We start from the raw sequence: 316 nt of genomic DNA on the forward strand, positions 1-316 counted from the left end.
TCAACGACGGGTTCCAGCGAAGCCTGCATGTTAGGTGGTCTGGCGCTCAAGTGGCAATGGAAAAAGCGCATGGCAGCGCAAGGCAAGCCGACCGATAAGCCGAACTTTGTTTGCGGGCCGGTACAGGTGTGCTGGGAAAAGTTCGCTCGCTATTTCGATGTCGAGATGCGTCAGGTCCCGCTGGCCGGCGATTCTTTGGGGCTACAGCCTGAGCAGCTCGCTGCGTACTGCGACGAGAACACGATTGGTGTGGTGGCGACACTCGGCATCACATTTACGTGCGTCTACGAACCGGTCAAGGCGCTGGCGAGCGCAC

At 59.2% G+C, this 316-nt stretch carries 1 protein-coding gene; it reads left to right on the forward strand.

Features of this window, described 5'->3' with window-relative positions; genetic code table 11:
- Positions 1-316: pyridoxal-dependent decarboxylase (locus CDV44_RS27435; RefSeq protein ID WP_249277759.1), on the forward strand; the 316-nt coding region annotated here is incomplete at both ends.

This window comes from Pandoraea sp. PE-S2R-1, from assembly GCF_002179865.1.
Classification (GTDB): domain Bacteria; phylum Pseudomonadota; class Gammaproteobacteria; order Burkholderiales; family Burkholderiaceae; genus Pandoraea.